Here is a 25,013-nt window from a genome sequence, read left to right as displayed (position 1 = left end):
GATTGGAGGGGGGATTGATGGAAATTTTGAAGGTTAGTGGGGTGAATTGTCAGCGGGTAACACAGTAGGTGCAAGAGGCGTTGGTAGCAACGTAGAAAATCCCTGACCTTCGCGAAAAGTGAAAAAGCGTACCATGCCAGCCACAATCTCAGTTTCAAAGTAATAGGGCGTCCCTTTATGTTTAAACGTGATACGGTACTTCCCAGCGGGCAGGTCGCTTAGCACCAGGTTTTCACGGTAGTAATCGTCGCTATTCACACTATGAGGAGCGTAGGTGCGAACTTGCCACATTTGACCCGAATCAAGCGCCTGCACGTCTACCGTAAGATGCTCAATAGGTTGTCCAGTGTTTTTAAGCAGTCGCCCGGCCAGCACGCCCCAGCCCTGAGGGGGCACCAACCAGAGTTCGGGATTGCGGGTGACGAAGAACGAATTTTGCTCAATCCGTACCTCAAAGTGCAGATGAGGGCCGGTGGTAAAACCAGTGCTCCCCACATATCCCAAGATGTCCCCCGTACGCACTTTTTGCCCGCTGGTCACAACAATTTTATCCATATGGGCATACACGGTGTAAAGTTTTCGTCCTTGGTAGCCAAAATCATGGAGAATAACCACGGCTAATCCATAAGGATCATCGGGACGATTCCGGCCAGCATAGAGGCCGTAGCCCGACCAGACGATTTCACCTTCACCAGCGGCAAGCACCGGGGTGCCACGAGGCGCATCAATGTCTATGCCGGTGTGGACGATGTCAGTACCGGTGAAATAATCGCCATAGCGGTATTCTGGGAGTGGCCAGTTGACCTCGTCGGCGGCGATAGGGCGGGAGAAAAGGAAGTGATCATAAGGGGTTAGCGCCAGAGGGGGAGTATACAAAGGCGGGCGCCATATTGAAACCGGCAATGGAGCGGGGGTGGGGAGAGTGAAGCGGAGTGGAGGATCACTGGCTTGTGGCCAAGAGGTTGGGATGGGTGATGACGGTTGCGACACGGACTGCCCTGCCAATGTGGGAGAAGGACTAGGCTGTACTACATTTACTGCCTCGGAATCCGCCCATGCCGTGGCTGTGCATCCGCTCTGAGATAAGGCCAGAAGGATCAAAAGAATAACGGCTACTAATTTGTAGGAGGGCTGTCTGTTCATGGGCCGCGCATCTGACTTGGAGGGGTCAACGTGGGACGGGGTGAGAGGGGTGAAGACACTGCCTCGGTGGTCGTTGGCGATGGAGACGTGTAACTCCTAGGGGTGGGGGTTGGTGAGGGGGTGACAGTCCAGGTTGGCAAGGGCGTCGGCGGGTTGAGGGCTTCCACAGGATAGATTTGTGCAATGGCTTCTTCCCAGTCTAAACCATTCCGCCATATAAATTGGTTGAATCGCGCCGCGGGATAGTAACTACGCCAGGTTGGAAGTGCTGGTAGGCGTTCCCATCCCCAGCGTTGTGCGAGTTCGGTAAAGTCCACCCAGTAACCATTAGGGGGTGGTTCTGGGGCCCCACCCTGTTCGTAGGCTTGGGGGTCACCATTGAAACGGGCATCCATATTCCAGATGGGTGATGTGAGAGGAACGCCTTGGGAGCCATCTTGGTAACGGGTGCGCACCCAGAGCCGCCAGTATGTGCCTTCGTAGGAATCTTCACGCGTCAGCACGATCCATTGGGCTTGAAGAAGCAGAGAGTTTAAGGAAAAAGCGCGTCCGGTTAACAGCCAGTCATCTACATGTCCGGCGTTGATGGGTTCACTAATCGGCATGTAGGCGCTTTCGAGACTGCCTAGTACATCCCACCCAACCTGACGGGCTGTTTCCTGGCGTAGAAGGGTAAAGGCTGGCAAGACATCGGTAAGGAGATAGGGATAAGGTGCGGTAACGTCATCTAACAGCACTAAACGGTTGCCGGGGGATTGAGAAGCGACCGGCGTTTGAGGGGGTACAAATTGACTGGGACCAGGGAGGAGGTAAGGCTGAATGGCCTCAAAAGCCCGCGCTGAACCCCAAGTGTACCCGTGAACTTTACCCGGTAAGGGCTGAGGAGGAAGCCATAAGGTGCCCCGATGGATATCATATCCCACCAAAAGGTATTGGTTAGGGGTGGAAAGAATCCCGAGGATGTTATCGCCCTGAGGTGACCAGAGAGGGCTTTCACCGCTCATCAAGAGTTGTGGTTTCTTTTCCGGATGAGATCCATCCCATACCCAGATGGCATTTTCATTGACGCTGCAGCCACCCCAGGCTACATAGCGGCCATCGGGTGACCAGACTGGATCGTGCTCGTCGCAATCCGGGGATTGGGACAAATTAACGAACCGGTCATCTGTAAGATCAAGACGGGCTAACCAAACATCCGCTTGGCCTGAGCGAGTGGAGGTGAAGAGGATCTCGCGTCCCCGCGGGGACCATTGAGGCAAGAAATCTAAGCCCGGGTCATCGGTTAGTCGGATTGGGGGTTGTGATGGATCCAATGCCGACTTGACCAGGATGTCCAGATTGCCATTGATGAGGGACTCATAGGCTAGCCATTGACCATCGGGAGACCAAGTGGGGTGTCCATCATATTCGGGGGTATCGGTGATCTGGGTGAGTTTGCCATCCGTAAGAGAAAGCACATAAATGTTCCAAAACCCATTGCGTCGTGACACAAAGGCCAATTTTTGACCATCAGGGCTGAGTGCAGGGTGTATGTCGTCCCAGGGGTTATCGGTTAGTCGGGTTAAGGGCAGGCTGTAGGGGTGGTAAGCAAAGAGATGGATAAATGGACCATCGCTTAAGGCCAAGACCACGACCCCGGAAGGAGCTACCGTGGTGGAAAAAACGGGAATAGATGTGGAAACAGGAAGATTGAGGGTATCTATGCTTTCCGGACTTAACTTGGGGGGGCTAGGGGTGAGCAAAAAACTACCCCTTACGGTTAGAGAAGTTGGTAACAGGATTGCCCGGAGTACTCCAAGCCCAAGAATCAAGCACAGCAATAGGCTGGCCAGGATTAACTTATGATGGAAGGTGGAAGGTGGTTTTATCTCAGCCATATAAAGTGGCTCTTGCCAATAATTGTAGCACCGCCCGACTGGGGTTCAACTTTCAATAATGCAAAGTCGGGGGCGCAAGAGTCACACCAGGTGATGAGATAGCACGTTCTTTTATGGCTGAGGTGGCGAGGATGGTAGAACAAACGTGAGGTTTTGTTCGTCCACAGTACCCAGATCGGGGTAAATCAAACGGGTAGTCAATTGGTAGTGTGGACTCGCAAGGGCTCGGCGCAGGTGCAGGGTAATTACAAGGTGGTAATCTACATTTTCAATAATGTGGGCGGAGGTTACTTCCTGGTTTTCGGCATCGGTAATAACCACCTCAAGGTTTGGGGGAGATTGAAAGGGCGTGAGTTCCATCAGGACGCGAATCTTGGTCCCTTCGGGCCAGGGTTCTATCCTAATATTCTCGAAGCGGACTTGTGCCGGAGGTAACGCTTCTGGATCGGGTTGGAGAGGATTAAAGCGCAATCTCATTTTGACCTTTGGAGTTTCTCATGGGGTGGGCACTGGAGCATGAACCAGCAGAGCCTGTTCTTCGGCTTCCGCAATCCGAATCCCCTCTTGTTCATTGACACGGGTAAGGAGCAACATGCCCAAAGCAAAGAAGATAATCAGTGAGATAATACTGAAGCGGCTGCCCCCCATCAAGCGGCTGACGATGCCAAAAACCAGCGGCCCGACGGTACCGGCAATTTTCTCGCTCACGCCAAAGAAGGAATAGAACTCGGCAGATTGGCTTTTGGGCACCATTCGTCCAAAGAGAGAACGGCTGAGCGCCTGACTACCTCCCTGGACGGTTGCCACGGCGAAACCGAGCAAGAAGAAGTGTAAAGGTGTGCGCAAAAAGTAGCCCCCAATGGCAATGGCGGTGTAAACGGCCAAACTGAGTAGAATGGCTGGTTTAGTGCCAATTTTCTTCGCCAGCCAGCCGAAGAGGATGGCGAAAGGAATGGCAACGAATTGCACCATGAGCAGCGTGCCGACGGTGGTCTCAATTCCAAACCCCAATTCAGTGCCATAAATGGTAGCCATGTAAATAATGGTGCCAATACCATTGTTGTATAACCAGAAAGCAATGATAAATTTCATCAATTCCCGATACTGACGGATATTGCGAAAGGTATTGGCTAAACGGGAAAAACTGGCTTTTACCGGGTTGAAATCGACCTCATTGCTGAAGATGCGGCGAGGAGGCTCAGCTACAAAACGCCAGAGGGGAATGGTAAAGATGAACCACCATACTGCAACAGTTACAAAAGCCAACCGAGTCATCCAGGCGGTTAGTGTGCTTTCCTCAAGGCCTAGAGTAGGGATGAGTTGAGGCAGGACTTTGGGGCCAAAAAGAATCATAGCCATGTTTACGGCCAATAGGATCCCTCCACCGGCATACCCCATGGCATAACCCCTTGAGGAAACCTGATCGATTTCATCCGGGGTGGCAACGTGGGGAAGTAAAGAGTCGTAAAACACGTTTGCTCCTGAGAAACCGATGCTTCCCAGAATGTAGAAGAGGGAAGCCATAATCCAATCGCCGCGCTGGACGAAATAGAGTAAAGCAGTGCCGAAAATGCCCAGGAGTGCGAAAATGCTCAAAAAGCGTTTCTTAGCGCCGCTGAAGTCGGCCATGGCGCCGAGAATGGGGCCGAGCACGGCCACTAAAACCAATGCGAGGGTGGTGGTAAAAGCCCAATTGGATGTGGCTTCGTTGGGAGGGAGATCCGCGGCCGCGACCGAGGCGTAATACACCGGGAGAACAGCGGCCATAATCGTAGTCGCAAAGGCAGAGTTGGCCCAGTCATACATCGTCCAAGCCCAGATAGCGCGGCGGTGAGAGTCGCTTTTCATATAACGCACCTCGGATGGAAAGTATAAATGTATTATACGTTGGAGCGGCTATCATCGAGGATAAATCCCTCTTCAGAGACCTTAAAAAGTTTTGACAATTAAAGGTAATTAGCCTTAGAAAAGGGGCGATAGGATTAGAATTAAAGGTCGAAATATTCAACGGTTATAGGTTGGATTGACGTACTAGCGTGAGGTGAAAGGGATGATGCAGAATAAGATTCGCGTGGTTGGTGCGCGTGAGCATAATCTGAAGAATGTCACCGTTGAAATTCCTCGGGACAAGTTGGTCGTCATTACCGGGTTATCAGGATCGGGCAAATCCTCGTTGGCCTTTGATACCATTTTTGCCGAGGGGCAGCGGCGCTATGTAGAGTCGCTTTCGGCCTATGCCCGTCAGTTTCTGGGGCAGATGGAAAAGCCGGATGTGGATTACATTGAGGGATTGTCACCGGCAGTATCCATAGATCAAAAAGCCACTTCCCATAACCCTCGCTCGACGGTTGGGACGGTGACCGAAATTTACGACTATCTGCGCCTGCTTTTTGCGCGGGTGGGTATTCCGCACTGCCCGGTTTGTGGGCGCGAAGTAGTGCGTCAATCCGCCCAAGAAATTGTGGATGCTTTACTGGCGATGCCCGAAGGGACGCGTTTGGTCATTTTGGCCCCGGTCGTTCGAGGACGCAAAGGGACTTACCAGGCGGTTTTTGAAGAAATTCGCAAGGCTGGCTTTGTGCGGGTACGAGTAGACGGCAAGATTTACAGCCTGGATGACGAAATAACGTTAGATCGCTATAAGCTCCACAATATTGAAGCCGTTGTAGATCGCCTGGTGATTCGAAATACAGGGGATGAGGAAGAACAGCGCGCTTTTCTCTCACGCCTGACCGATTCGGTTGAGACGGCGTTGAAGGTGGGAGAGGGGTACTTGATTGTCCAAAATATTTCCCTCGATCCGCCTCAGGATTTGTTTTTCTCAGAACATCTGGCGTGCCCAGAACATGGGGTTAGCCTACCAGAAATTGAGCCGCGGACGTTTTCGTTCAATACCCCTCACGGGGCTTGTCCCGATTGTCAGGGCCTAGGTAGCCGCCTTGAGATTGATCCTGATTTGATCATCCCGGATAAAGAGCGCTCGCTTAACGATGGTGCAATTGTAGCCCTGGAGTGGAATGGGCCACGTGAACAAGGGGGATACTATTGGCAAATGATTGAAGCGGTGGCCCGGGCATACGATATAGACCTGGATGCACCGGTTTCGAGCATTCCGGAGGAAAAACTCAACAAAATTCTTTATGGTACGGGGCGAGAAGAGATACGTGTTCATTTGCATGGGCGCAATGATCGCCAGGCCAGTTATGTAACGCCTTTTGAGGGGGTCATTCCCAACTTGGAGCGTCGCTATCGGGAGACCAACTCTGAGTATATCCGAGCCCGCATTGCCGAATTTATGACCGACCAACCCTGCCCAACCTGTAAGGGGACGCGTCTGCGCCCCGAAGCCCTGGCGGTTACTGTAGATGGCTTTAACATCGTTGAGGTAACGGATTGGCCAGTGAACCGTACCCTGACCTGGGTTGAGCGACTCATGGGGGAGGATTCTCCTCTTACCGAACGGCAACGCACCATTGCTGACCGCATTTTGAAAGAGATCAGAGCCCGTTTGGGTTTCTTGGTAGACGTAGGATTGGATTATCTAACCCTGCGTCGTTCAGCGAATACCTTATCGGGAGGCGAGGCGCAGCGCATTCGCTTGGCGACCCAAGTGGGATCACGGTTGATGGGGGTGCTATACGTTCTGGATGAGCCTTCGATTGGCTTGCACCCGCGGGATAATGCACGCCTGCTGGCAACTCTGAAAGGTTTGCGGGATTTGGGTAACACGGTCTTAGTGGTGGAGCACGACGAGGAAACCATCCGTTCGGCGGACTGGGTGATTGATTTGGGACCAGGGGCAGGCGAGCACGGCGGCTATGTGGTGGCGGAAGGGCCGGTTGAGGTCATTCTCAACCATCCTCAATCGCTGACTGGGGCTTATCTCTCGGGGCGGATGCAGGTGCCGATGCCAACCCAGCGGCGTAAGGGCAATGGAAAATGGCTCACCATCATGGGCGCGCGGGCCAATAATTTGAAAAATTTGACCGTGCGTATCCCATTGGGACGTCTTGTTTGCATAACTGGGGTGTCCGGATCGGGTAAATCCACGCTGATGATTGATGTGCTCTATAAAGCATTGGCCAAGGAACTGCATGGTGCCCGCACTCAGCCGGGCGACTATGATCGTATCGAAGGGATTGAGCACATTGACAAGGTTATCAATATTGATCAGTCGCCGATTGGACGCACACCTCGCTCCAACCCAGGCACCTACACTGGCCTATTTGACGAGATTCGCAAACTCTTTGCCGAGTTGCCTGAAAGCCGAATGCGTGGCTATAAAGCCGGGCGATTCTCTTTCAACGTACACGGCGGGCGGTGTGAGGCGTGCCAGGGGCAGGGGCAGTTGCGAATTGAAATGCAGTTCTTGCCCGATGTCTATGTGCCTTGTGATGTGTGTCATGGGGCACGGTTTAATCGTGAAACGCTACAAGTGCGCTATAAGGGACTGAACATTGCCGAGGTGTTAGACACAACGGTCAGCGAGGCGATTGACCTGTTTGCGGCTTTCCCGTCCATTGTCAATAAGTTGCGCACGCTCGAAGATGTGGGGTTGGGATACATCCGTATTGGGCAACCCGCCCCGACACTCTCTGGAGGTGAGGCGCAGCGGGTGAAATTGGCTCGTGAACTATCGCGACGTGCGACTGGACGTACGCTTTACGTCTTGGATGAGCCCTCGGTGGGGTTACATGCCGCCGATGTGCATAAACTGATCGAAGTACTACAGCGATTGGTAGATGCTGGCAATACGGTGCTGATTATTGAGCATAACTTAGATATCATCAAAGTAGCGGATTACATCATAGACCTGGGACCGGAGGGCGGCGACCGGGGTGGGCAACTGGTCGCTGCCGGAACTCCCGAGGAAGTTTGCGAGGTGCGCGAATCTTATACCGGGCAATACCTCAAGCGCTATTTAGAAGAACACCGTTGGTTTACCCCGGTTTATTCGGCTTAAACGGCATTAGAGGCTTTCGCGCCAAATCGTAATCAATTCGGGAAGATGGTCCAGCGCGTCCTCCGTAGGGTGCAAGTCAAGCAAGGCGCGCATGCGTTCGACGCGGGGTTCATAACGCACGACTTCGGCGGCGCGCGGGGGCTTCAGCACAAGTTGCGAAGGCGAATTGGTGAGTTCCAGGATGCGCTTGGCCAGAGCGAGAATCGGGACGCCTTTGCCGTTACCGATGTTGATGGGCTCGGTAGGTATGGGTAGAGCAGCGGCTCGCAGTAACGCCTCGGTCACTTTTTCAACCCAAATGACGTCAATAATCTGTTCACCACCGAAAACAATTAGGTCTTTTCCGTCCAAGGCGTTGCGAACCCAAATGGGAATAACTCGTTCAACGTCACGGGGACCGTAAACATGGGAGAGGCGGAGGACGATGACGGGCAGTGCATATATTTCTTGAAACACTTGGCAATACACCTCTGCGGCGACCTTGCTGGCGCCGTACGGGTTTTTGCTCCGCAGTGGATGACTCTCATCAACCGGAAGATGACGTGGTTCGCCGTAGACCTCACCCGACGAGGTGAAGATGACCTTAGAAACCTCAAGATTATGGGCGGCTTTGAGTACGTTGAATGTGCCGATGACATTGGTTTCAAAACAGGCGTCTACCCGGCTTACACTGCTCATGACATGGGTTTGGGCTGCGAGATGATACACGATCTGGCAGCCGCGCATAGCATCGAGCACATCCCCATAGCGACGTACATCCCCATGCACGAAGGTGATGCGGGGGTTATGGCGATGATGGGCAATATTTTCTAACCGACCTCGCAAGAGATTGTCGAGGATAATTACCTCGTATTCGGCGTGTTGGGACAGCCGATCTACCAAGTGACTGCCGATGAATCCCGCTCCGCCGGTCACAAGAACTTTCATCATTGCCCTCTCTGGTATAAAAAATTAGGCCCACCGGATGAAGGTGGGCCTGAGGGGATTATCCACTAACAACACCGTTAGTCGCGCGACCAATGCCAAAGTAAGTGAAACCAAGGCTGCGGAGATGGTCGGGATCCCAGAGATTGCGCCCATCCATGATCAAGGGATGGCGCATCAGACGATAAATACGTTCAAAATCGAGTTGTTTGAATTCATTCCACTCGGTGGCTAAGACCAAAGCATCGGCGCCTTCGGCGACCTCATAAGGGTTGGCGCACAGTACAGCCTTGGGGAGCAGAGGGCGAGCGTTTTCCATGGCCTGGGGGTCATAAGCCCGAATCAAGGCGCCTTCATTTTCCATCAAGTGAATGAGTTCGAGCGCAGGTGCTTCGCGAATATCATCCGTATTGGGCTTAAAGGACAACCCAAGCACCCCAATCACCTTGTCGTTGAGGGTACCTAGGGCTTTACGCAGGCGCATTACCACGCGGCGGCGCATGTTACGGTTAATTTCTATGACGGCTTGCAGTAATTGGGGGTTAGAGCCGTGCAGAACGGCCATATGGGCCAGGGCTTTAACATCTTTGGGAAAGCAACTTCCACCCCAGCCCAAACCGGCATCCAGAAAGGCGGGGCCGATGCGTTTATCCAACCCCATGCCGATCGCTACTTGGCGCACATCAGCGCCCAATTCTTCGCAAATGGTAGCAATCTCATTAATAAATGAAATGCGTGTAGCCAAAAAAGCGTTAGAGGCGTATTTGATCATTTCTGCTGTACGCAGATCGGTAATCAGGATGGGGCAGCGCAGGGTAAGGTAGAGTTGAGCAACTTTCGAGGCGGCTTCACGATCTAAAGACCCCAGCACTACCCGATCGGGGTTCATAAAATCGTGAATAGCCGAGCCTTCGCGCAGAAACTCGGGATTCGAAACCACCGAGAATTGCAGTGGACGTCCGGAACGCCTTTTGCGGATAATGTCGGCCACCCAGTCGCCAGTGCCAACCGGAACGGTGGACTTATTGACGATAATAATGGGGTGATCCACATGATCGGCAATGGCCTCGGCAACGGCGCGCACATACTGTAAATCGGCTTCACCATCTACACCCGAAGGCGTTCCCACGGCGATGAAGGCAAATTCGGCATCCTTTAGTGCTTCGGGGTAGCTCGTGGTGAAGGAGAGGCGCCCCGCACGAACATTTTGGGCTACCAGTTGCTCTAACCCCGGTTCGTAAATGGGCATGATGCCCTGTTTCAATTTTTCAATCCGTTTTTCATCAATATCCAGGCAGGTAACATTATTTCCTAAATCGGCAAAGCATGTACCGGTGACCAAGCCCACATAGCCAGTGCCAATGACGCAGATATTGCTCATATCTCAATGACCTCCTGAAAACATTATAGCCGAAACCTAGAAGAATTTTAATCTACCAACTGACCCATGAAGATGGGATATTTGTCATACAGATTAATGAGTGGTGACGGATGACTTAACTTGTAAACTGTTGTAAAATGTCAGAGAACTTAATTGGGGGACACGTTAGCCGAGGAGCAACTTGTGTATTTGACTAAGGAAAGGAGACAGACGTATGCCAGCGGAGATCATTGATGGAAAAGCCGTGGCGGAACAGATTCGGGCTGAGGTCAAGCAAGCCGTGGCCGAACGCGTGGCGGCGGGTAAGGCTGTGCCAGGTCTGGCTACGGTTTTAGTTGGGAATAATCCGGCCTCACAGGTTTACGTCCGTAACAAGCGCAAAGCTTGCGAAGAAGTTGGAATTCAGTCATTTGGATTTGAACTCCCCGCAACGGCTACTCAAGAACAGGTGGAAGGGCTGGTCAGGGAGTTGAATCAGGACTCACGCATCCATGGCATCTTGGTTCAATTGCCTCTACCTGACGGCTTAGATGAGGAGCGAGTCCTGGGGGCGATCAGCATTCAGAAGGATGTGGATGGCTTCCACCCTGTTAATATTGGCCGCCTTGCGCAGAAAGGGCGTGAGCCGTTGTTTGTCCCATGCACCCCGGCCGGTTGTTTGTACCTGATCGAACGGGTGGTGCCCTCGTTGCGTGGATTGAATGCCGTGGTCTTAGGGCGGTCAAACATCGTGGGGATGCCGATGGCGTTACTCCTGGTGCGGGCGGATGCTACGGTGACAATTTGTCACTCGCGCACGCGAGATTTGCCCGCGGTGACCCGCCAGGCGGATGTCCTGGTGGCGGCTGTGGGGCGCCCTGAAATGGTGCGAGCGGATTGGGTCAAGCCGGGCGCAGTAGTGATTGATGTGGGTATTAATCGAATTGAAGACCTATCCCATCCTAAGGGGCAGCGCCTGGTAGGGGATGTGGCCTTTGAAGAAGTGCGCCAGGTGGCCAGCTATATCACACCGGTGCCCGGAGGTGTTGGCCCAATGACTATCGCGATGTTGCTGAAGAACACCCTGCGAGCAGCAGAACTGGCAGAAATGTGACAAAAATCATGTTGTCAGACAATTGACAAAATGACAAGTTTCGGTTAATCTATAAACGTCCAGGTGATCAACAGGGCAAGCCGTGACCAAACCTCCTTTCTTCCTCCTTCCTGAGTGGTTGGCGTAACCATGTCCACCCTCCTTGTCAAGCATGCCACACTTCTAATCACTATGGATGGCCTCCGTCGGGAAATTCCCGAGGGAGGTCTTTTCATTCGGGATGGCTTTATCGAACAGGTGGGGCCGACCTCGGAATTGCCCGAGACGGCAGATGAGGTGCTAGACCTGCGTGGCCACATTGTGATCCCGGGGTTAATCAATACCCATCATCATTTCTACCAGACGCTCACCCGCGCGGTGCCGGCAGCGCAGAATGCCAATCTGTTCAACTGGCTGAAGACGCTATACCCAATTTGGGCACGGATGACGCCGGAGGATATCTACGTCTCTACCCAAACCGCGCTGGCAGAACTGGCGCTTTCAGGATGCACGACGGCCTCGGATCATCTTTACCTGTTCCCCAATGGATCGCGTCTGGATGATGAGATTGCCGCTGCCCGTGAAGTGGGGGTGCGCCTGCACGCCTCACGGGGTTCGATGAGCTTGGGAGAAAGCCAGGGCGGTTTGCCGCCAGACAGCGTCGTGGACACAGAAGATCATATCTTGCGAGATAGCCAGCGCTTGATTGAGACTTATCATGATCCTAAACCAGGGGCAATGGTGCAAATTGTGCTGGCGCCGTGCTCTCCCTTCAGTGTTACCGGCGACTTAATGCGCGAGAGTGCGCGCCTGGCGCGGCAGTATGGTGTCCATCTCCATACCCACTTGGCTGAAACTCAAGACGAAGAGGTCTTCTGCCTGCAAAAGTTTGGTTACCGACCTGTGGCTTACATGGAGAGCCTGGAATGGGTTGGGGATGACGTGTGGTTTGCCCATGCCGTGCACGTCAATGCGGCTGAAATACAAGTATTTGCCCAAACTGAATGTGGAGTAGCGCATTGTCCGAGTTCGAATATGCGCTTAGCCTCAGGAATTGCGCCGGTCATGCGTTACCTTGCTCGCGGAGTTAAGGTGGGCTTGGGAGTGGATGGGTCTGCGAGCAATGATAGTTCGCATATGCTGGGTGAGGCTCGGCAGGCAATGTTGCTGGCACGGTTGGCTGCCGGGTTAGAAGGTGCCTCGCTCTCGAGCCAGGATGCCCCGCCACTGATGACGGCACGGCAAGCGCTGGAATTAGCCACCCGCGGCGGTGCTGCTGTGTTGGGGCGCTCTGATATTGGTTCGCTGGAGCCGGGTAAATGTGCAGATTTTGTTGCATTTGACCTGAATGCCCTTGATTACGCAGGGGCACTTCATGATCCGGTGGCGGCGCTGGTTTTCTGCCAGCCACAGCGGGCGAGTTACACGGTGGTTCATGGTCGGATGATTGTTAAGGAGGGAGTGTTGCAAACACTGGATTTACCACGTTTGATCGAGCGGCATAATCGAGCCGCTCAGCGGTTACTGCAAGGCTAGGTTCGCGTTTATTATCGGTTGTTCAACCTGCTCTCGTCAGGGCTCTTCACCAAGGAGGAGATAATGTCCCAACAGATGACCCACGAAGTGACCCGCCGATTAGTAGATTGCGCGATGGGGCGCTTGCCCGCCGACAAGGTGATTCGCAATGGCTTGTGGGTATCGGTGCAAACGGGAGAGATTATTCCCAATACCGATATCGCGATCTTGGGCGAGCGAATCGCTTATGTAGGGCCGGATGCCAGCCACACGATGGGCAAGCGAACCGAGGTTGTGGATGCGCAGGGTGCTTATCTTGTGCCCGGCCTTTTGGATGCCCACATGCATGTGGAGTCGGGCATGTTGACGGTAACCGAGTTTGTGCGCGCGGTGGCGCCGCATGGCACCACGGGCATGTTTATTGACCCGCATGAGATTGCCAATGTCTTCGGTCTTAAAGGGGTGCGGTTGATGGTGGATGAGGCGGCACAGCAGCCCATCCATGTATTTGTTCAGGTGCCCTCGTGTGTGCCTTCCGCTCCGGGCTTAGAAACGCCGGGCGCAACTATAGGCCCAGAAGAGGTGGCCGAGGCGATCTCGTGGCCTGGGATTATTGGTTTAGGCGAGATGATGGATTTTCCGGGCGTTTATGAGGGCCGTGAAAAGCCTCATGCGGAAATGGCGATCGCCCGTAATGCCGGCAAGACCATTGGCGGGCACTACGCTTCTCCGGATCTTGGTTTGCCTTTCCACGGCTATGTGGCAGGTGGTGCCGAGGATGACCATGAGGGCACGCGGCTAGAAGACGCCGTAGCCCGTGCGCGTCAGGGAATGCGTGTGATGATGCGATATGGTTCGGCCTGGCACGATGTGGCCACTCAGGTGCGTGCGGTAACCGAATTGGGTCTGGATCCGCGCCGCTTTTTGCTGTGTACAGATGATAGTCATTCGGCCACTTTGGTGCAAGAAGGGCATATGGATCGGGTGGTTCGGCATGCTATTGCCCAGGGGTTGCGGCCCATAACGGCGATTCAGATGGCTACCATAAATACCGCCGAGCACTTTGGGGTCAGCCGCGATTTGGGAATGATTGCGCCTGGGCGCTATGCGGATATTCTCTTAGTACCTGATCTGGTCAATTTCCGTCCTACAGCGGTGATGGCTAAGGGTCGGTGGATTGCTCGCGAGGGGCAGTGGCTTATAGAATTACCAACCATTGCCTACCCCGATTGGGTCTTGAACTCTGTACATCTTAAGCGTCCGCTGACGGCAGAAGATTTTAAATTGATGGTACCTGGAGTTCAACAAGGACAGGTTACCGCCAATGTCATCGGCGTTATCGAGAATCAGGCTCCGACCCGCCACCTGCGCCTGACGGTGGAAGTAACCAAGGGTGAGATTAAGCCTGATCCTCAGCGGGATATTGTTAAGATTGCGCTGGTTGAGCGCCACCGGGCAAGCGGGGTGGTGCAGGTGGGGTTGGTACATGGATTTGGTTTCACCGCCCGCTGTGGGATTGCCACAACCGTGGCCCATGATAGCCATCACCTTATTGTGGTAGGCACCGATGAGACCTGTATGGCACAAGCCGTTAATGCCCTTGCGGAATGTGGGGGCGGGCAGGTCGTGGTTAAAGACGGAGAGATTATCGGTAAGGTTGAGCTGCCTATTGCCGGATTAATGTCAAACCAACGGGCTGAAGTGGTTGCAGCTCAGGCCGAAAGCGTGTTAGATGGTTTTCATGCCTGTGGGTGCACGCTGAACAATCCCAACATGCAGTTGAGTCTGTTGGCCCTAGTGGTCATCCCCGAACTGCGTATCTCTGATCTGGGCCTGGTGGACGTAACCCAATTCAAGTTCATCCCAGTTGTCGAGAGGTGAGATGGAAAACCAACACCCTTACCAGCGATTACAAATCCAGCTGGCGGAATTGATTGCCAATACACCACCAGGCCAGCGCCTACCCTCTGAGCCGCAATTGGCCAAGGGCCTAGGAGTTTCACGGGCCACGTTGCGCGAGGCCATGCGGTCTTTTGAAGGGCAGGGCCTGATTCGACGCCGTCAAGGCAAAGGAACGTTTGTCGTGCAGCACCCTCGGGTGATTGAATCGGGCTTGGAGGTTTTGGAGAGTCTGGAAACGTTGGCTCAACGTATCGGCCTAGAAGTCCGTATGGGCGAATGTACCATTGCCCAGATTGGCGCCGATGAGACGGTGGCCACAGGCTTGCGTGTTGCGCCAGGCACAACCGTTGTGCGGGTAGAGCGCGTTATCCTGGCCGATAACCGTCCGGTTGCTTTTCTGGTAGACATTCTTCCGCAAAATATTTTGACCCCGGAGGAACTCAACGAGGGCTTTACGGGTTCGGTGTTGGACTTTCTACTTCAACGTGGCACTCCCCAATTGGCAGATTCCTTTACCGAGATCCGCGCGGTGGCAGCATCCTCAGACATCGCACGACGGTTGGAAATCCAGCGCGGCGATGTGTTGCTGATGTTCCAAGCCCAATTGTTTGATGCGGGTGGAAATGTAGTGGATTTTTCACACAGTTATTTCCTGCCGGGGTATTTCCGCTTCCATGTTGTGCGTCGGGTGGGAACACCCGTTCGTATTCTCGAATTTGAACATCAAGGAGGAGGTGCTAAGTAGGTTGGACGAATCCTGAACAGACCAAATACAGGTCGAAGGAAGAATATAAGAATTCTATCTAAACATGGAGGTCAATCATGCGTAGTTTCTTAGGTCGTGACATTCTTTCTCTGAAGGATTTTGAACGCGAAGAGTTCTTCCGCATCTTTGAAGTTGCCGAGCAGATGGAACCCATCGCGCGTAGCCGCCGCAACAGCAACCTGCTGGCTCATAAAACCCTGGTGACCGCGTTTTATCAACCGAGCACCCGCACCCGCCTGGCGCATGAAGCCGCGATGCATCGTCTGGGTGGTCATGTGACTGGGTTCGCCGATGCTAAGATGACCCGGGCGGGCGATTGGTATCAGGAGTCCATCAAGGACACCGTCAAAATGCTGGAGTTCTACGGTGACGTCATTGTCATGCGTCACTTCCAGCAAGGCGCTCCACATGAGGCGGCCAAGTGGGCTAGCGTCCCAGTGATTAATGCGGGTGATGGTTGGGGGGAGCACCCGACTCAGATTTTGACCGATCTCTACACAGTTCTTCGCGAGAAGGGCCGCATTGATGGCTTGAAGTGGCTGGCAGTGGGTGATATGCGCATGCGTACGATGCACTCGTTGGCCTATGCCCTGACCCAGTTTGATTGCCCGGTGACCTTTGTAGCGCCCCCCGAAATGTCCTTGACTGAGGAGTTCAAGGCTGAGTTGCGCCAGTATAGCCTCAACTTCAAGGAGGCGGAGCACGTTGAGCAGGTGATCCATGAGGCCGATGTCATCCTGGTTGAGCCGGTGGTACAACCGGATTACACCAAGGCACGCGATGAGCGTAAGGGTGATGTAGGACAGACTCCGGCCAACTACAAGATCACTCGCGAACTGCTCGAGCGCAAGGCCAAGGAAGGAGCAATCCTGCTGCACTCGCTGCCGCGCATGGATGAAATCCCCACAGATGTGGATATCACCCGCTGGTCACGCTACTGGCAGGAGGCCTTCTACGGTGTGGTTGTCCGCATGGCCATCTTAGCCCTCGTACTGGGTGCAATGGAGTAATTCGTCTCTATCCCGGGCTCTGGGGGTCGAGGTTGGGCTTCCAGAGCCCCCATCCTTGAGCGAAAGGAGAGGCATCATGCAAACCTATCTACGTGGTCGAGACCTCATTGGTGATCTGGATTTCTCAAGAGAAGAAGTCGAAACCGTGCTGGATGTTGCGTTTGATCTGAAACGCAAGCGCGCGTTGGGTGAACCAACACCTTATCTCCGCGATAAGGTGCTGGCTATGCTGTTCTTCTTCAGCAGCACACGTACGCGCGGTTCGTTCGAGGCGGGTATGGCCCACTTGGGGGGGCATGCTGCGTTCATCGAAAGCCGCACGACTCAGATTGCCCATGGTGACACCCCCAAGGAAATTGGCGAGATCTTCGGTCGCTACTTCGATGGCATTGCCATTCGCCATGTGGAGTGGGGGGTTGGGAATAAATACATCAACGAAGTAGCCAAATATTCCCGCGTCCCCGTTCTCAACATGCAATGCGATATTTATCACCCCTTCCAATGTCTGGCTGACCTGATGACCATTTTCGAAAAGAAGGGACGCGATCTTCGCCGCAAGAAGATGGTGGTGTCCTGGGCCTATGCGGCATCTTATCAGAAGCCGATTTCGGTCCCCCAGTCTTTGATCCTGCAAATGCCGCGCTTTGGCCTAGATATTGTACTGGCGCACCCGCCTGAGTTCCGCCTGATGCCCGAGATTATGGATATGGCGCGTGAGCAGGCGCGTAAGTATGGCACGGGCTTTGAGGTTGTGGATGATATGGACGAAGCTTTCAAAGATGCGGATATTATCTACGCCAAGTCTTGGGGTGCGCTGGTGCACACCACCGACACCGAGGAGGGTGCACGGTTGCTGCAGAAGTATTCGAATTGGATCACCGATGAGCGCCGTATGGCATTAGCCAAACCGGATGCCATCTATATGCACCCGTTGCCGGCAGACCGCAACATTGAAGTCACCGATGGCGTGATGGACGGCCCGCAATCGGTGGTCTATGACGAAGCGGAGAATCGTATGCATGCCCAGATGGCTGTCATGGCACTGACCATGGCCTAGATTAATACCATAACATAAGGCTTGAGGTGAAAGAACATGGAACGTAAAGGTGTAGCGGTAGTTGCGGTAGGTGGAAATTCGCTCATCAAGGACCCTCAGCACCAGACGGTGAAGGATCAATATGAGGCTGGTGCCGAGTCAATGCATCATATTGCAGGTATGATCGCCGATGGCTGGGATGTAGTCGTGACCCACGGGAATGGCCCGCAGGTAGGATTTGTGTTGCGCCGTTCGGAATTGGCCCGCCATGAGTTACACGAGGTGCCGTTGGATGTGTGCGGTGCCGATACTCAGGGCGCAATTGGTTATATGTTCACCCAGGCGCTTTATAACGAATTCTTACGCCGTGGGATGAACAAGAAGGCGGTAGCTGTGGTTACGCAGACCGTGGTGGACCGCAATGACCCGGCGTTCAAGAATCCCACCAAGCCAATCGGGTCGTTCATGGATGAGAAAACGGCCAAAGAGCGGGCAGAAAAAGAAGGCTGGGTGGTTGTGGAAGATGCTGGGCGAGGGTGGCGGCGTGTGGTACCTTCCCCTATCCCGATTGACATTGTGGAGGCCCCGGCGATCCGTACTCTGATAGATGCTGGCTTTGTGGTTGTAGGTGTAGGTGGTGGTGGTATCCCTGTTGTGCGCACCGAGACCGGCGAACTGGTTGGGGTTGAAGCCGTGATTGATAAGGATTTCGGTTCGGCATTACTGGCTACCATGATTAAGGCTGATGTCTTTATTATCAGCACTGCTGTGGAGAAAGTGGCGCTTAACTACAACAAACCCAACCAGGTCTGGTTGGATAAAATGACGGTGGCTGAGGCAAAGGCGTACATGGCCGAAGGGCACTTTGCTAAAGGCTCCATGCTACCCAAGATTCAGGCCTGCATACGCTTCTTGGAAAACGGTGGTAAGAAGGCCATCATCACCAATCCGGAGAACCTGACGCGAGCGTTGCGGGGCGAAACGGGTACCTTGATCGTGCCTTAATTCATGTGCCATTTCGTTGGGAAGGGTGAAAAATCACCCTTCCCAGGCACCTACCATGACTTTCTAACCAGAGTTATCGGTTAAAATACGGGCAATTAGCGTCTTAGGGGTGGATTAAGTTTATGCTAAACCGATCGTGGAAAGGAGGTGAGGCACTAGAAGCATATAGGGCAGATCATTACGATTGTTTGGTTTCTGTCTCGCTTATGTCCATTCCAAGACCTCTAATTGTTCAAAAGTAAGGAGGAGGAAGAACTATGAAACGCACGTGGTTTGTCCTGAGTGTCCTGTTGGTGTTAGTGGTCATTCTGTCTGCATGCCAACCAGCGGCGACACCTGCACCAACAACAGCACCAACGCAACCCCCTGCTGAACCCACAAAACCTGCAGAACCAACCAAAGCACCTGAAGCTACCCAACCGGCCCAACCACAGGAGTTCGTCTTTGGGATGCTGTTGGTGGGACCTTACAATGACCATGGTTGGAGCGAGGCCCATTATAACGCCGGCCTCTATGTCGAACAGAAGGTACCTGGGACGAAGATGGTGTATATTGACAAGGTCAACTCGGCTGATCGTCCAGGCACTACTCCTGAGCAACTGGCCGAAGATCTGGTTTCCAAGGGCGCTAAGTTGGTGATCTTCAACTCGGATGACATGAAGGATGGTGCTGAAGCATTTGCCAAAGCCCATCCGGAGATTATCGTCATCCATGCGTCGGGTGATGGCGCCTGGAAAGAGGGCAAGAACTATCGCGATTTGCCTAACCTGGGCAATGTGATGGGGCGCATGGAATATGGCAAGATGATCGCTGGGTGTGCAGCGGCGCTGACCACTAAAACCGGTCAGATAGGTTACCTTGGTCCGCTCATCAATGATGAGACACGCCGCTTGGCTGCTTCGGCTTATCTGGGTGCCCGTTACTGCTGGAGCCAGTATCTGCAGAAAGAACCGGCGCAGTTGAAGTTCAAGGTAACCTGGATTGGCTTCTGGTTCAACATCCCCGGCGTAACCTCAGACCCGACTCAAGTTGCGGATGATTTCTTTAACAGCGGCTATGATGTGGTCATCTCAGGCATTGACACAACCGAGGCATTAGCCGAAGCGAAGAAATTCCGTGGCCAAGGGAAAGAGGTATGGGCAATCCCATACGATTACATCGGCGCTTGTGAAGAAGGCCAGGATGTCTGCTTGGGCGTACCGTACTTCAATTGGGGCCCGATGTATGCTAAATACATTCAGGAAGCCATTGCAGGCACCTGGAAACCCTCGTGGGATTGGGTTGGCCCAGACTGGAACGACATCAACAATCCCGATACCAGCCACGTTGGCTTTTTGAAAGGTGCAGCCCTTTCCGCCGATGCCTCGGCACAGTTGGATAAGTTCATCTCCGAACTGGCCGGTGGGTTGAATCTGTGGAAGGGTCCGCTCAACTTCCAGGATGGCACACCCTTCCTGAAAGAGGGTGAGGTGGCTACTGACTTCCAGGTCTGGTACCTACCGCAGTTACTTGAGGGTATGGAAGGCCAGAGCGTTAGCCAATAGCTCGGAAACCAGGGGGAAGGCATTTCAAGCCTTCCCCCATTCTCTAATGGCTGGGTGCGAGATGAACGTTGAACTAATCAACATTCACAAGTGGTTTGGTCCCGTTCATGCCAATGATGGCATCACCCTCTGCATTCCCAGCGGGGTTATTCAGGGCTTGCTGGGTGAGAATGGAGCTGGAAAAAGCACGTTGATGAAAATTCTTTCCGGGTTCTATCAGGCCGATGAAGGGGAAATTCGTCTGGATGGAAAACCGGTGAAAATCGAATCCCCTGCTGACGCGATCCGCCACGGAGTGGGGATGCTTCATCAGGATCCGCTAGATTTTCCACCCATGCGGGTGGTGGATAATTTGCTCATCGGCCATCGCGGTGGATTATTTCCCAACCGCGCGGAAGCGATACGGGCCATGCAGGATTTACAAGCGCGGTTTGGTTTCAATATTGATCCCTATGCTTATGTGGATACCCTGACCGTAGGTGAACGCCAACAATTAGAGATTATGCGCTTGCTGTGGTTAGGGGCCAGAGTGTTAATTTTGGATGAACCAACAACAGGTATTAGTGCCAACCAAAAAGAAAAATTATTTGCGACGTTGCGTGCCCTGGCCGAACAGGGGATGACGGTTATTTTCGTCTCTCATAAACTGGAAGAAGTGGAAGAACTGTGTCATCGTGTTGCTGTCTTGCGCGAAGGAAAGTTGGTGGGTGAATTGGAACCACCCTACCGAACTGAGGACTTAGTAAAGTTGATGTTTGGCAAGGTGGTAGTGCCGGAAGATAAAACCCATTTTGATTCAAAGGAACCCCTTTTCCGCCTTGAAAACATTAGTATTGAAGATTATCGCTTGCAGATTCGTGATGTGTCTCTGACCGTGCACCGGGGAGAAGTGATTGGCTTAGCCGGTATGGAAGGGTCGGGTCAGCGCCAATTTCTTCAAGCCTGTGCAGGTATTATCCGTCCGGTTGCTGGTGAGATTTATCTCGATGGCAAGCGGCTTACCGCGCGCCCCTATCGTGACTTTCTGGAGGCAGGTATTACCTACGTGCCGGCAGCGCGTTTAGAGGAAGGATTAATTCCGGGACTCACCCTAACCGAGCATTTTGTTTTAGCCGAGCCTCAAGAAGGGTTTGTAGTCAATCGGCAAAAGGCCGCAGCATTGACGACGCAACGCATTGCTGATTTTTCCATTAAGGGCATGCCCACCAGCACGGTGGAGTCGCTTTCGGGTGGGAATCAACAGCGGGCATTGTTGGCGATGCTGCGCCAACCGCTTAACTTGCTGCTCTTGGAACATCCTACCCGTGGCTTGGATATTGAATCCGCGATTTGGATATGGGGTAAGTTGAAAGAACGATGTCGTCAAGGCACGGCGATAATCTTCACCTCGGCAGATTTGGAAGAGATCCTGCATTACAGCGATCGTATATTGGTCTTCTTTGGTGGCAAGGTCTCTCAACCCATAGAGGCCACCCAGACCAGCGTGGAAGAATTAGGCCAGTTAATCGGTGGCAAGGGATTCTAATCGTATGGAGTAGCCATGGTAAAAGCGTCATCCCGGTGGACCAATCTTGCCTTTCAACTTCTGGCCATTGCATTAGCACTGGTATTTACCTCTCTGGTGATGGTGCTGGCAAAAGCGGATCCTCTTGAGGCTTTCCGCAACATTGTGGTGGGTTCAGTGGGATCTATCAATAAATTTAGTGATGTGCTTGTGGCCTGGGTGCCACTTTTACTGGCAACCTCGGGACTTTTGGTGACCTATACGGCGGGGTTGTGGAACATTGGAGTTGAGGGTCAGATCACGTTAGGGGCGATCTTCACCACGTGGGCATTACGAGTGCTTCAGGACAGTAGCCTTCCCGCGGGATTAATCATTGTGATTGGCTTTCTGAGCGGGGCACTGGGGGGCATGTTATGGGCTAGTGTGGTGGCATTTCTCAAGATTTACGGCGGCGTCAATGAGATCTTTGGTGGTCTGGGTATGAACTTTGTTGCTACGGCCTTGACCATCTGGTTGATCTTTGGCCCTTGGAAGCGTCCGGGGATTGGTTCGATGAGCGGCACTGAGCCCTTTAAAGAAGCCCTTTGGCTGCCCACGTTTACGGGGTTGCGTCTCAGTCCGTGGTCGTTGATAGTGGGAATTGTCGGTATTTTGATCATATATCTCCTATTACAGGGCACCTATTTTGGCTTGAAGTTAAAGGCTGTGGGGCGAAACCGACGGGCTGCATTTTTGCTTGGCATCCCTACCACGCAATACATGTGGGCAGCATTTTTGCTGTGTGGGCTCTTTGCCGGGTTGGCCGGTGCAGTGCAAGTTCTAGGAGTCTATCACCGACTGATCCCGTCAATTTCGTCAGGGTATGGATTTTTAGGGATGCTGGTGGCCATGTTGATAAACTATCAGCCTACTTGGGCCGCCCCAGTTGCCTTGTTCTTCGCAGCGCTCAACATTGGGAGTATCCAGTTGCCTATTGTGATGAAACTGGACTCAACGCTTTCGGGCGTGCTGCAGGGCGCGCTGGTGTTAGCGGTGCTGCTTATGGACGGCGTCCGTCAACGCATTTTGCGACGACGATAAGGAGGGCGCATGGATACAGCATTGGTCATTGGGATTGCAGGTATTCTGGCTTCAGCCGCACCAATTGTGTTTGCAGCCATCGGCGAAACGATTATTGAGCGCTCGGGGGTGATCAACCTTTCTGTCAATGGCGCCATTCTACTCACAGCGATGGCCGGTTTTGCAGTTGCCGTAACCACCGGAAGTGTGGTATTGGGATTGCTGGTTGGGGCCGTCATTGGCGCCCTTGTGGCTCTGATTGTGGCCTTTGCCAGTATTACCTTGAAACAGTCTCAGGTTGCGGTTGGCTTCGTTCTTGCACTCTTGTGTCGAGATTTGGCTTATTTTCTGGGTAATCCCTATATGGGACTTTCGGGACCACGGTTGCCTCACCTGCCCATCCCCGGATTGGCTTATATCCCTATATTGGGTACCATTTTCTTTCAGCATGATCTCATGACCTACTTGAGTTTTGTGCTGATTGTCCTGGCGTATGTCTATATTTTCCGTACTCGCCCAGGACTGATGCTTCAGGGTATCGGTGAACGACCCGCGGCGGCCTATGTGCGAGGCGCAAACGTCAATTTACTCCGTTACATTTACACCATAGTGGGTGGCGCCTTGATCGGATTGGCCGGTCCAATGTATTCACTCAGTGTCAAGGCAGGATGGAAGGGGACGATTTCCGGCCTGGATGGGATTGGCTGGATCGCGCTAGCGTTGACCATCTTTGGCGGCTGGAACCCACTGCGAGCAGCCTTGGGTGCCTACTTTTTTGCCTTTTTACAGTGGTTAGGGTTGGTCTTGCAGCCCAGTTTACCCAATATTCCCTCCCAAGTGCTTCAGGTGGCACCTTTCCCCTTAATGATTTTGACTCTTTTACTGGTCAATGTGGGGAACGCAGAATGGGTGGATCGGACTTTGGCAGGTTTGCCTGAACAAATGCGCCATGTTATCGCACGGGTGTTACGAGCAATGCGCACCTCACCGCCGGCAGCGCTTGGGGTGCCGTTCGAAAAAGAGTAAGTCAATTCAATTCTTGATGGCAGGAGATTCTCATGGGTAATTTTGTTGGCTATCGTTGTTCATTATGTGGCACGGAATACCAACCGGATCAGGTCACGTATACCTGTCCGAGGGATGGGGGAAACTTGGATGTTTGGCTTGATTACGCGGAAATCAAGAATCGTTTTCAGGTTAACGATATCACAAGCCGCAGAGATTACTCAATATGGCGCTATTTGCCCTTGCTCCCGATTGAAGATCCCGGTGGCGAGGGAACCCCTATGCGCATGGTAGGATGGACGCCGGTCTATACGCCACAGCGCCTGGCGAAAGAACTGGGAATTAAGACCTTGTGGGTAAAGGATGAGGGGCGCAATCCTACTGCGTCGTTTAAAGACCGCGCCAGCGCGGTTGTGGTAGCACGGGCGCGCCAGATAAAAGCTGAGGTCGTCGTTACGGCCTCGACAGGCAATGCTGGTGCAGCACTTGCAGGTATGGCAGCGGCCATTGGACAAAAGGCGGTGATCTTTGCCCCCAGGACGGCCCCCCCCGCAAAAGTTGCCCAACTGCTGGTATTTGGAGCACAAGTGATCCTGGTAGATGGTAATTATGACCAGGCGTTTGATTTGACCATTCAGGCAAGTCAGGAATTTGGTTGGTATTGTCGCAATACCGGTTATAACCCCTTCACGGCCGAAGGTAAAAAGACGGCTGCGTTAGAAATATGGGAGCAGGTGATCCTGAACATGCGCACGGGCTCGCGGCCGTTATGTCTATTCGTCTCTGTAGGCGATGGAAACATTATCTCTGGTATCCATAAGGGCTTTAAAGATCTGGCGACATTGGGTTGGCTAGAGCAAATGCCGCGAATTTTTGGTGTTCAATCTGAAGGATCGGCCGCTGTGGCAAACGCTTATTTCAAGGGCACTGAGCTCATTGAGCCGGTATCGGCTCAAACTATTGCTGATAGTATATCGGTGGATTTGCCACGCGACGGCGTGCGTGCGGTGCGGGCAGCTCGTCAGACCAACGGTGCCTATATCACCGTTCCTGATAGTGAGATTCTGAAAGCCATTGCTGATTTGGGGCGCGTAGGGATTTTTGCCGAACCCGCAGGGGCTACGGCATATGCCGGGTTGAAGAAGGCGCTTCAGCAAGGACTTGTGACACCTGACGATCCAATTCTGGTATTGAATACCGGAAGCGGCCTCAAGGATATTCGGGCGGCTATGCAGGCAGTAAAAGAAGCACCAGTTATCGAACCCTCCCTTTCAGCGCTCAAAGCCCATTTGAGTCAAACGGCATGA

The 25,013-nt window shown here is 53.2% G+C and carries 19 protein-coding genes; 13 read left to right on the top strand and 6 right to left on the bottom strand.

Annotation, left to right across the window (positions count from 1 at the left end):
* Positions 1–33: 33 nt before the first annotated feature.
* The 4 genes from AC01YT_RS08070 to AC01YT_RS08055 all read right to left on the bottom strand — a co-directional run bounded on the left by AC01YT_RS08070 (position 34) and on the right by AC01YT_RS08055 (position 4,868).
* Positions 34–1,143 (bottom strand): peptidoglycan DD-metalloendopeptidase family protein, encoded by a 1,110-nt coding sequence (locus AC01YT_RS08070; RefSeq protein ID WP_476674370.1) that lies wholly within the window; start codon positions 1,141–1,143, stop codon positions 34–36.
* Positions 1,140–3,020, bottom strand: a complete 1,881-nt coding sequence (locus AC01YT_RS08065) for a TolB family protein (protein ID WP_476674368.1) — start codon at positions 3,018–3,020, stop codon at positions 1,140–1,142. Before AC01YT_RS08065 ends, AC01YT_RS08070 begins: the two co-directional genes overlap by 4 nt.
* Before the next feature lie 111 nt (positions 3,021–3,131).
* The gene (locus AC01YT_RS08060) at positions 3,132–3,497 is read right to left on the bottom strand and encodes a hypothetical protein (RefSeq protein ID WP_476674366.1); all 366 of its coding nucleotides are present in this window, start codon (positions 3,495–3,497) and stop codon (positions 3,132–3,134) included.
* A gap of 18 nt (positions 3,498–3,515) precedes the next feature.
* Positions 3,516–4,868, bottom strand: a complete 1,353-nt coding sequence (locus AC01YT_RS08055) for an MFS transporter (protein WP_476674364.1) — start codon at positions 4,866–4,868, stop codon at positions 3,516–3,518.
* 202 nt (positions 4,869–5,070) lie between these two features.
* Between AC01YT_RS08055 and uvrA the strand changes: the two genes are divergently transcribed.
* A complete protein-coding gene (gene uvrA / locus AC01YT_RS08050; RefSeq protein WP_476674362.1) occupies positions 5,071–7,983 on the top strand; it encodes an excinuclease ABC subunit UvrA in 2,913 nt (970 codons plus the stop codon).
* Between the two features lie 6 nt (positions 7,984–7,989).
* On the opposite strand, the gene AC01YT_RS08045 is transcribed toward uvrA, so the two are convergent.
* Both AC01YT_RS08045 and AC01YT_RS08040 read right to left on the bottom strand, forming a co-directional pair.
* On the bottom strand, positions 7,990–8,913 hold the full coding sequence (locus AC01YT_RS08045) for an SDR family NAD(P)-dependent oxidoreductase (RefSeq protein WP_476674360.1): 924 nt from the start codon (positions 8,911–8,913) through the stop codon (positions 7,990–7,992).
* 55 nt (positions 8,914–8,968) lie between these two features.
* Positions 8,969–10,288, bottom strand: a complete 1,320-nt coding sequence (locus AC01YT_RS08040) for a UDP-glucose dehydrogenase family protein (RefSeq protein ID WP_476674358.1) — start codon at positions 10,286–10,288, stop codon at positions 8,969–8,971.
* A gap of 214 nt (positions 10,289–10,502) precedes the next feature.
* Here AC01YT_RS08040 and folD point away from each other — a divergent pair, with 214 nt between their 5' ends.
* The 12 genes from folD to thrC all read left to right on the top strand — a co-directional run bounded on the left by folD (position 10,503) and on the right by thrC (position 25,013).
* Entirely contained in the window at positions 10,503–11,381 is an 879-nt protein-coding gene (gene folD, locus AC01YT_RS08035) for a bifunctional methylenetetrahydrofolate dehydrogenase/methenyltetrahydrofolate cyclohydrolase FolD (protein ID WP_476674356.1), read from the top strand.
* Positions 11,382–11,510: 129 nt separating this feature from the next.
* Positions 11,511–12,896 carry an 8-oxoguanine deaminase gene (locus AC01YT_RS08030; protein WP_476674354.1) on the top strand — a complete coding sequence of 462 codons (1,386 nt, stop codon included), beginning with the start codon at positions 11,511–11,513 and terminating at the stop codon, positions 12,894–12,896.
* A gap of 63 nt (positions 12,897–12,959) precedes the next feature.
* A complete protein-coding gene (ade, locus tag AC01YT_RS08025) occupies positions 12,960–14,756 on the top strand; it encodes an adenine deaminase (protein WP_476674352.1) in 1,797 nt (598 codons plus the stop codon).
* 1 nt (position 14,757) lies between these two features.
* Positions 14,758–15,522: a GntR family transcriptional regulator gene (locus AC01YT_RS08020; RefSeq protein WP_476674350.1), complete on the top strand. Its 765-nt coding sequence runs from the start codon at positions 14,758–14,760 to the stop codon at positions 15,520–15,522.
* 77 nt (positions 15,523–15,599) lie between these two features.
* Positions 15,600–16,553, top strand: coding sequence for an aspartate carbamoyltransferase (pyrB, locus tag AC01YT_RS08015; protein WP_054520900.1), 954 nt, complete (start codon positions 15,600–15,602; stop codon positions 16,551–16,553).
* Between the two features lie 76 nt (positions 16,554–16,629).
* Positions 16,630–17,610 (top strand): ornithine carbamoyltransferase, encoded by a 981-nt coding sequence (locus AC01YT_RS08010; RefSeq protein WP_476674348.1) that lies wholly within the window; start codon positions 16,630–16,632, stop codon positions 17,608–17,610.
* 36 nt (positions 17,611–17,646) lie between these two features.
* Positions 17,647–18,594: a carbamate kinase gene (gene arcC, locus AC01YT_RS08005; protein WP_476674346.1), complete on the top strand. Its 948-nt coding sequence runs from the start codon at positions 17,647–17,649 to the stop codon at positions 18,592–18,594.
* Between the two features lie 257 nt (positions 18,595–18,851).
* Positions 18,852–20,138 carry a BMP family lipoprotein gene (locus AC01YT_RS08000; RefSeq protein WP_476674344.1) on the top strand — a complete coding sequence of 429 codons (1,287 nt, stop codon included), beginning with the start codon at positions 18,852–18,854 and terminating at the stop codon, positions 20,136–20,138.
* 61 nt (positions 20,139–20,199) lie between these two features.
* Positions 20,200–21,663 (top strand): ABC transporter ATP-binding protein, encoded by a 1,464-nt coding sequence (locus tag AC01YT_RS07995; RefSeq protein ID WP_476674342.1) that lies wholly within the window; start codon positions 20,200–20,202, stop codon positions 21,661–21,663.
* A 15-nt stretch (positions 21,664–21,678) separates the two neighbouring features.
* The gene (locus AC01YT_RS07990) at positions 21,679–22,722 is read left to right on the top strand and encodes an ABC transporter permease (protein ID WP_476674340.1); all 1,044 of its coding nucleotides are present in this window, start codon (positions 21,679–21,681) and stop codon (positions 22,720–22,722) included.
* Positions 22,723–22,731: 9 nt separating this feature from the next.
* Positions 22,732–23,727 (top strand): ABC transporter permease, encoded by a 996-nt coding sequence (locus tag AC01YT_RS07985; RefSeq protein ID WP_476674338.1) that lies wholly within the window; start codon positions 22,732–22,734, stop codon positions 23,725–23,727.
* A gap of 32 nt (positions 23,728–23,759) precedes the next feature.
* Complete coding sequence (thrC, locus tag AC01YT_RS07980) at positions 23,760–25,013, top strand: threonine synthase (RefSeq protein ID WP_476674336.1); 1,254 nt, start codon at positions 23,760–23,762, stop codon at positions 25,011–25,013.

It is taken from the genome of Thermanaerothrix sp., from assembly GCF_056331585.1.
The sequence above is the reverse complement of the archived record's forward strand: the minus strand, read 5'-3'. Positions and strand labels throughout refer to the sequence as shown.